Annotated in this window: 7 protein-coding genes; 5 read left to right on the plus strand and 2 right to left on the minus strand. The window is 71.0% G+C overall.

The features are described from left to right. Positions 1-260 precede the first annotated feature (260 nt). Entirely contained in the window at positions 261-1187 is a 927-nt protein-coding gene (locus ACWEPL_RS64470; protein WP_452442858.1) for a LysR substrate-binding domain-containing protein, read from the minus strand. Positions 1188-1275: 88 nt separating this feature from the next. Between ACWEPL_RS64470 and ACWEPL_RS64475 the strand changes: the two genes are divergently transcribed. The 5 genes from ACWEPL_RS64475 to ACWEPL_RS64495 all read left to right on the plus strand — a co-directional run bounded on the left by ACWEPL_RS64475 (position 1276) and on the right by ACWEPL_RS64495 (position 5984). Continuing rightward, positions 1276-2652 carry an MFS transporter gene (locus ACWEPL_RS64475; protein ID WP_452442860.1) on the plus strand — a complete coding sequence of 459 codons (1377 nt, stop codon included), beginning with the start codon at positions 1276-1278 and terminating at the stop codon, positions 2650-2652. 756 nt (positions 2653-3408) lie between these two features. Then, positions 3409-3798 (plus strand): hypothetical protein, encoded by a 390-nt coding sequence (locus ACWEPL_RS64480; protein ID WP_363965091.1) that lies wholly within the window; start codon positions 3409-3411, stop codon positions 3796-3798. A 1-nt stretch (position 3799) separates the two neighbouring features. Then, entirely contained in the window at positions 3800-4741 is a 942-nt protein-coding gene (locus ACWEPL_RS64485; RefSeq protein ID WP_452442863.1) for an alpha/beta fold hydrolase, read from the plus strand. 113 nt (positions 4742-4854) lie between these two features. Next, a complete protein-coding gene (locus ACWEPL_RS64490; protein ID WP_363965088.1) occupies positions 4855-5424 on the plus strand; it encodes an RNA polymerase sigma factor in 570 nt (189 codons plus the stop codon). Beyond that, positions 5424-5984, plus strand: coding sequence for a hypothetical protein (locus ACWEPL_RS64495; protein ID WP_452442865.1), 561 nt, complete (start codon positions 5424-5426; stop codon positions 5982-5984). The genes ACWEPL_RS64490 and ACWEPL_RS64495 overlap by 1 nt, the downstream gene beginning before the upstream one ends. A gap of 82 nt (positions 5985-6066) precedes the next feature. On the opposite strand, the gene ACWEPL_RS64500 is transcribed toward ACWEPL_RS64495, so the two are convergent. Beyond that, entirely contained in the window at positions 6067-7500 is a 1434-nt protein-coding gene (locus ACWEPL_RS64500) for an MFS transporter (RefSeq protein WP_452442867.1), read from the minus strand. Between the last annotated feature and the right edge of the window lie 290 nt (positions 7501-7790).

Below are 7790 nucleotides of genomic sequence, written 5' to 3' on the forward strand. Positions count from 1 at the left end.
CCGAACTCGACATCCACGCCACCACCTCCAACGGCGACATCACCGCCCGCAGCCTGTGACCCGCAGCCTCCCAAGGAGAGGCAGACCAAGCCCGCCGACGACGAACGGCCCCGGTCCATCCACGCGGACCGGGGCCGTTCCGGCTCTGAGTGACCAGGGTGCCCGTGGGTCCGGCCGTGGTTGAGCCTGCTGAGCGGAGCGCCGTGCCCGCGCCGGAACTCCGGCGACCAGGTCATGGGAACGCATCGAGGCCTTGCCCTCTACTGGCGCGTTCGGCGGATCTCCGCACCTGCCGGGGCCTCTGGTCGGTGACGGGTGTCGTGGATGGAGCCGGTGGGGTTGGCGTGTGCGAGGATAGCGCTGGTCAAGGCCTCCGCGAGTTCGGAAGGGGCGCGCGGGTTGGTCAGCAGGACGAGGTCGAGTTCGCCCAGTTCGGGTAGTCCGGCACTCTTGGGAAGCTCGACCAGATCGGCGGGCAGCAGGCTGCGGGCGAAGATCGCAACGCCGAGGCCGGCACGGGTGGCGGCCAGCACGGCGTTGACCCCGCGCGCCGTACAGACCACACGGTGTTTGACGCCTGCCTGCTCCAACGCCTGCACCGCCAACGCCCGGCTGGGGCTGGGCGCCTGATACACGATCAGCGGCACCCGCTGTCCGTCGTCCCACCGCAGGCCGCTGCCTTCGACGGCAGCCCATACGAGCCGGTCCCGGCGCACCAGCCGGCCCCGTCCCTCTCCGGCGGTGGTCTGGAGGAAGGCGACGTCGACGTGGCCGGATTCGACGCGGCGTTGCAGTTGCACGCCCTGCTGGACCACGGTCAGGTCCAGAGTGACGCCGGGGTTGAGGTGCCGGAAGTCCCGCAGAATCCGCGGCAGTTGGCTCAGCGCGAGATTGTCGGTCACCCCGAATCGCAACCGGCCCCGCACTCCGCCGCCGTTGAAATAGTCCGCCGCCTGAGCGTGTGCGGTGAGAATCGAGCGGGCGAAGCCGACCATCGCCTCTCCGTCGACGGTCAACGTCACGCTGCGAGTGTCCCGGACCAGCAACGGCCGACCGACCGCTTGTTCAAGCTTGCGTATGTGCTGACTCACTGTGGGCTGACCGAGGCCCAGCGCCGCCGCAGCCCGGCTGAAGCTCAATGACTGCGCCACTACCAGGAAAGTCCGCACCTGCTCGGGAGGAAACATACGACCCGACGCTAGGCCGGCTCATCATGATTCGCAATAAGACTTATTTGATCAATTCCCTTTCGTGAATTCATCCCGGTGCCCAACGATGGAGACACAGCCCCGTTACCGAAGGAGGAGTTCCGTCGTGACCAGGGCGGCCGCCAGGCCAGAGCCCCCCAGCCCCCGGCCGAAACCACCTATCCCGCGACGTACCAGGCTTGCCGCGTTGCGTTCCCGGAACTTCCGACTCCTGCTGCTCGGCCAGACAGTGGCGACCACCGGGATGTGGGCGCAGCGCATCGCCCAGGACTGGCTGGTGCTCAGCCTCACCGGAGATGCCACCGCCGTCGGAATCACCACTGCTCTGCAACTGGCCCCCATGCTGGTCTTCGGCCTGGCCGGTGGGTGGATCGCCGACCACTACCCGAAGCGCCGGGTGTTGCAGGCCACCCAGGCCGCGACCGGCGCCCTGGCCGCGATCCTTGCCGTGCTCACCCTCACCGGCCACGTCACCGCCTGGCACATCCAGCTCCTGGCGGCAGTGCTCGGCATCATCGCGGCGATCGACCAGCCTGCTCGGCTGGCGTTCGTCACCGACCTCGTCGAACGCGATCACCTGCACAGCGCCATCAGTCTCAACTCCTCGACGTACCAACTCGGCGCCCTCACCGGCCCGGCAGTGTCCGGTGCGCTGATCAGCGCCGTCGGTCCCGGCTGGGCTTTTGCTCTCAACGCCGTCTCCTACGCTGTCCCGCTCATCGCCTTCGCCTGCATCGACCCGGACCGGCTCCCGCACCCGCGCCCCGCGGCGCGCGCCGCCGCACTCGTTCCAGGTGGGATGCGCGGACTGGTACGGCGACCGGAGATCTGGCGGCCCATCGCGCTGGCCGGCGCGTTCAGCATGTTCACCAGCAGCCTGCCGGTCACACTGTCCTCCTACGCCCGCACCCTCGACATCGGACCCTCCGGCTACGCGACGCTCACCTTCGTCGTCGCGCTCGGCTCCATGCTCGGCGCGCTGATCGCCGCCGGTCGAACCCGCACCACCATGAACGGATTGACCTGGACCGGGTGCGCGGTGGCCGCCACGTATTTACTCGCCGCCGCCATGCCGACACCGTGGAGCCTCGCGTGCGCCCTCGCCGGGATCGGCATGGCTACGACACTGTTGTTCACCGCGGTCAACGCCACCGTGCAAGTCGCTGCCGGAACCGAGCTTCGCGGCAGGGCGATAGGTGTCTACCTTCTCGTGTTCTTTGGCTGCGGCGCCCTCGGCGGACCCCTGATCGGCGCCATCAACCAGCACCTCGGGCCCCGAATCGGTCTGGCGCTCGCCGGTGCGGTTCCCGCCGCTGCCCTTCTCCTGCTGTCCCTCTCGTACTTCGTATGCCGCCCTGCTGCCATGCAACCGTCCGACGTGTCCCGGCGCCCGTCCGGCACCGGCCGGGAACCCACACCGCACACCCGATCGCAACTTCCCTGACCAGCCGGCAGCCGCGGACTCCGGGGCCTCGACTCGCCTGCCGCCGTGGCGCATCACCGGTCCTGCCTGCCGGGCTCGTGCCGTTGCCTGGCCGGGTGGCTGGAGGCTGAGGCCGGTCGGCCAGGCCCCTGGCTGGACCGGCGCGTCGTGCGAACTCCCTCGATGACGGAGGCAGCTGACGTACCAGGTGGACCTTGACCTTGATGGAAAGATCGGTTTGACTGAAAAGTCAAACCGATCTTGTTTGCCCTTGGGGGAACAATGCATCGACGCGTAACCCGCGCGTTGGCGACCATGACATTGGCGGCGGCAGTCGTAGTCGGCCTGGCCGACGTCGCCGTGGCGGATCAACGGACCTTCGTCGGCTACGGTTATCTCCCTTCGGATGCTCATGCCAGCGCGGTGGCCGCCATGCAGGCGTACAGCAGTAGCTGTCAAGAGATCAGCACGAGCTATTCTCCGGCCGGTTCCGAACATTATTGGAAGGCCACTCTCACCGCTTCGTGTTAAGAGAGCGGTCGCGAGGCCTACCAGGTGACGCGTACGGCGCGCGGGCCGACGTCGACGCTGTCGGTGGTCCATTCCACGCTCTCGAGCGGCTCGGCCGGCCGTACGCCGGGAAGGTGACGTGACAACGCCGATAGGGCTGCGCCGATCTCGGCGCGAGCGAGGACGGCGCCCAGGCAGTAGTGCGGGCCGTGGCCGAAGACCAGGGGAGGAGCGGCGGCCCCGGAAGGAAGCGGTCGGGGTCGGTGAATGCTCGCCGGTGCGGCCCGACTGCATGCGGAGAGCCTCGTCGACCACGGCGGGGGTGAGGTCGGGCAGGCGGCCTTCGATGATCACGCGCATGGCGGCGACGCCGATGGCATTGCTCGCCGACAGGTAGCCGCCGGTGACGATGGTGATGATCATCGCGGCGAGCTCGTCGTCCGTGAGTGGCTCGGTGACCAGGCGGCTGAGCAGGTCCTCTCCCGGATCCGCCCGCTTTGCGGGGACCAGCGTGGCGGTGTGAACGCCGAAGTCCTGCCAGGCCTGTGCCGCGGCGGCGATCTCGTCCTGATGGATGAGGTTCTCTGGCGTCTGTTCCTGCAGGCGGCTCGTCCTGGAGGACGAGGTGGCCGGGCGATCGCGTCCCTAGATTCGTGACGTGTCGAAGAGAGCTGTGGTCGCCCGAGCGCTGCGCAGGGCCGCCGCCTGGTGCGCGGCGGTGGTCGTGCTGGCGGCCGTCACCGGGTTCTGCTACGAGTCGGTGGCCCGGCAGGGGGACCCGCCCGTGCCTGGGCGGCTGGTGGACGTGGGCGGCCACCGGCTGCACGTCCACTGCACGGGCTCGGGAACCACGGGCTCGGGAACGCCGACCGTCGTGCTGGAGGCCGGCCTGGCGGAGTCGAGTGCGAGCTGGGACGTGATCCAGCGCGGACTGCCCGGCCGCGTGTGCGCGTACGACCGCGCGGGATACGCCTGGAGCGAGGACGGCCCGGCCCCTCGTACGGCGGACCGCGCCGCGGCGGACCTGCGCGCGCTGCTCGCCGCGGCGGGCGAGGCGGGGCCGTACGTCCTGGTCGGACACTCCTACGGCGGCACGATCGTGCGACTCTTCGCGCATCACTGGCCCGCGCTGACCGCCGGGCTCGTGCTGATCGACGTCACGGACGAGAACGCCACCGAAGCCCTCCAGATCTCCCGCCCGCTCCTCGCCGCGCAGTTCACCGTCAACCAGGCCCTGGCGCGCGTCGGCGTGCTGCGGCTGTTCGGCGACGCGCTGGTGCCCGCCGACGCCACCGCGGCGGCGCGTGTGAGCGCTCCCGTCGTCTACGGCGCGGGCAGCATGGGCGCCGCCCGGGCCGAGGCCTGGGCCGCGGCGGAGAGCGCCGCCCAGGTCCGCGCGACGGTACGACCAGGCGCCTGGCGCGACCTGCCCGTCGTGGTCGTCATCCCCGCGGGGCAGCCCGCGACGGTGGCCCATCAGGCCGGACGTCTCGCCGCGCTGTCCAGCCGCGGCCGTGTCGTCGTGGCGGGCGCCACAGACCACTACGTGCAGCACGCCCAGCCCGACCTGGTGATCGAGGCGATCAGATCGGTCCGGTGAGCGGCCGTCGTGGAACGAGATCCACGTGTTCGGCCCCGCACTGCCTCGTAATGCATTCCGAGGTTCGGCCAAGTACAAGGTGTAAGCACTGTTGAACGAAGGGAGCCCGGCTCGTGCGGCTCGACCAGGCGCAACCGGCGGACCCGTTAGCCCGGACACAGGCGTTCGAAGCCTTCTACCTGCGGAATTTCGACGCCATGACACGGTTCGTCGCACGGCGGGTGGCCGACCCGCACGCGGTGGCTGACCTGACGGCGGAGATATTCCTCGCGGCGCTGCACTCCCGGCACACCTACCGGCCGGGACGGGGCAGCGAGACCGGATGGCTGTACGGGGTGGCGCGCAACGTGCTGTCGACCCAACGACGTCGCAGTGAGCGCGAGGCCCGAGCGGTCGAACGGATCGTCGCGCGCCGGCTGCTGGACGGCGACGACATCGCCGACCTGACCGACCGCATCGACGCCGAAGAGCCCGCCCGGCGGGCACTGTCGGCCATGGCCGACCTGCCGGAGGGCGAAAGGGCGTTGATCGAGCTCGTGGTCATCGACCAGCTGACGGTGGCAGAGGCGGCCCAGGCCCTGGACATCAGGGTCGGGACGGCCAGGGTCCGGCTGCATCGCGCCCGCCGGACTCTGCGGAAGGTACCCGGCGTGGCGGCGGCTCTCGTGACGGAAGGACTGTGATGGCGGTGTCGTTCAGGGACAAGCTGTTCGAGGAACTGCGTGCGGAGGCCGCCACGGTCTCGTGGGGGGCCGGGCCGGCTCGCCGGCCCGCACGCCATCTGGTGGCCGCGGTGGGGCTGGCCGTGGTGGTGGCCGCAGCGGTGGCGGTCGCCGTACCGCTGATGTCGGACGCGCCGGCATTCGCCGTCGTCAAGAACCCCGACGGGACCGTCACCGTACGGATCAACGAGTTCGTCAGGCCGAAGGACCTGGAGAAAAGGCTGCGGGAAGAGGGTGTGCGAGCGGTGATCGACTATGTCCCCTACGGCCAGGCCTGTCGCGAGCCCCGGGGGCAGACGGTGCCCCAGCCGGACCGGATGCCGCTGAGACGAGCCGAGGACTCGAGAGACTTCTGGATCGACCCGAAGGACTTCGGGCCGGACGAGACGCTCGTCGTCGTGATGCACTCCGCCAACGGCGACCTGAACAAGAGCTATGGAGGCGGCGTCGGGGTCATCCGCGGACCGGTCGCACCTTGCGAACTCGTCCCAGCCGAGTTCAGCGGCGCAGACCATGACTGATCCAGCCCAAGGCACCCGCTTGCGCCGTCCTCAACCGCGACACCCTGAACGCCCGATGGATGATCGGGCAGCACGGTCTCGGCTATGGTCGCCCGCATTCCAGGCCGTCCGGCCGGCGATCGTGCTGCCCGCCTGACGTCGCCGTCACCGGGGTGCGGGCGCGGGGACGCAGCACGGCATGGGCCAGCACGCCCAGCGCGCCCGCGACCAGCACGGACAGCGCGGCCAGCGTCGCGGACCGCCAGTCGCCGCCGGCCAGCGTGCCGAAGAAGACGGTGCCGGTGATCGTGCAGCCGAGCACGCCCCCGGTCTCCTGAACGGTTCCGAGCACCCCGGCCGTGGCTCCCGCCCGCTCGGGGCGTACGGCCGACAGCACCGAGGAGAGCAGCGGCGACATGATCAGTCCCATCCCGGCTCCGACCACGAGGAGGGCCATGGCCACCTGGTACGGCTGCGCCGCGCGCGCCACGACGTCGTACAGGAGGCACAGCCCGAGCAGCAGTACGGGTGCGCCGAAGCGTCCAGGTCGGAGGGAGGCGGCGAAGAAGCCCGCGTTGAGCGCGGTGCACACGGCTCCGGCGGCGAGCGGGTCGAGGCCGAGGCCGTCCTGCAGGTAGAGGGCGAGCACGAACGACAGCCCGGCCGAGGTGCCGAACAGCAGCGCCACGGCGACCAGGCCCCAGGCGAACGCCCGGTCCGCGAACACGTCGAGGTCGAGCAGCGGGATCCGCCCCGAGCCCGCCAGCCGCCGCTGACGGCGCACGAACGCGGCCAGGATCGGGCCGGAGGCGGCCAGGCACCACCAGGCCCACGGCGGCCAGCCCTGTTCGCGGCCCTCGATCAGGGGCAGCACGATCGCCACCTGCCCGGCGGTCACGAGCCCGGCCCCGCCCAGGTCGAGCCCGGCTCGGGGCGTGTGGGGCGCGGCTCGCCGGGGCGGCGACGGCAGGGGCCGGGGGAGCAGCCGTCCCGTCATCGCCAGCGCCGCGGCGCCGAGGGGTACGTTCACCAGGAAGCAGGCCCGCCAGCCCAGCCCCAGTGGATCGCCGGCCACCAGCACGCCGCCGATCACCTGGCCGCTGACCCCGGCCAGGCCGACGGCCGTGCCGTACCAGCGGAAGGCCGTGGCCCGGTCGGCGCCCCGGTAGAGATCCCCGAGCAGCGTGAGGACCTGCGGCGCGAGCAGCGCCGCGGCCACCCCCTGCGCGACCCTGGCGGCCACCAGCCAGGCCGCGTCTCCCGCGAGCCCGCACCCCGCCGACGCCAGCGTGAACAGCGCCAGCCCGGCGCGGAACATCCGCCGGTGCCCGTACAGGTCGCCGAGCCGCCCGGAGGTGATCAGCCCGGCAGCGTACGCCAGCCCGTACCCCGCGACCACGAACTGCACCGCGGCGTCACCGGCCCGCAGGTCGGCGCGGATGGACGGGACGGCCAGGTTCGCGACGAAGAAGTCCAGCGTGGTCACGAACACCGCGACCAGTAGCACGGGCAGTGCCGCCCAGCGGCGGGTAGTCATGAAGGGCTCCAGGGGACCGGGGGAGGGACGTCGGCAAGAACACCGCGGTGCGGCGATCGGTTGACCCTCACCCTGGGGCGGCGGAGTTATGGATTCCTTCGGAGCGGCTACGGGTTTGCGTTCGAGCGCGCTCGAAGTCGTAGCGTCGCCGGCATGACGACAAAGACCTGGATCATCACCGGCGCGTCCCGGGGGTTCGGACGCGCGCTGGCGGAGGCGGCGCTCGCGGCGGGCGACCGCGTGGTGGCGGCGGTGCGCCGGCCCGAGAGCGTGGCCGACCTGGCGGACGC

The organism is Nonomuraea sp. NPDC004186, from assembly GCF_053603495.1.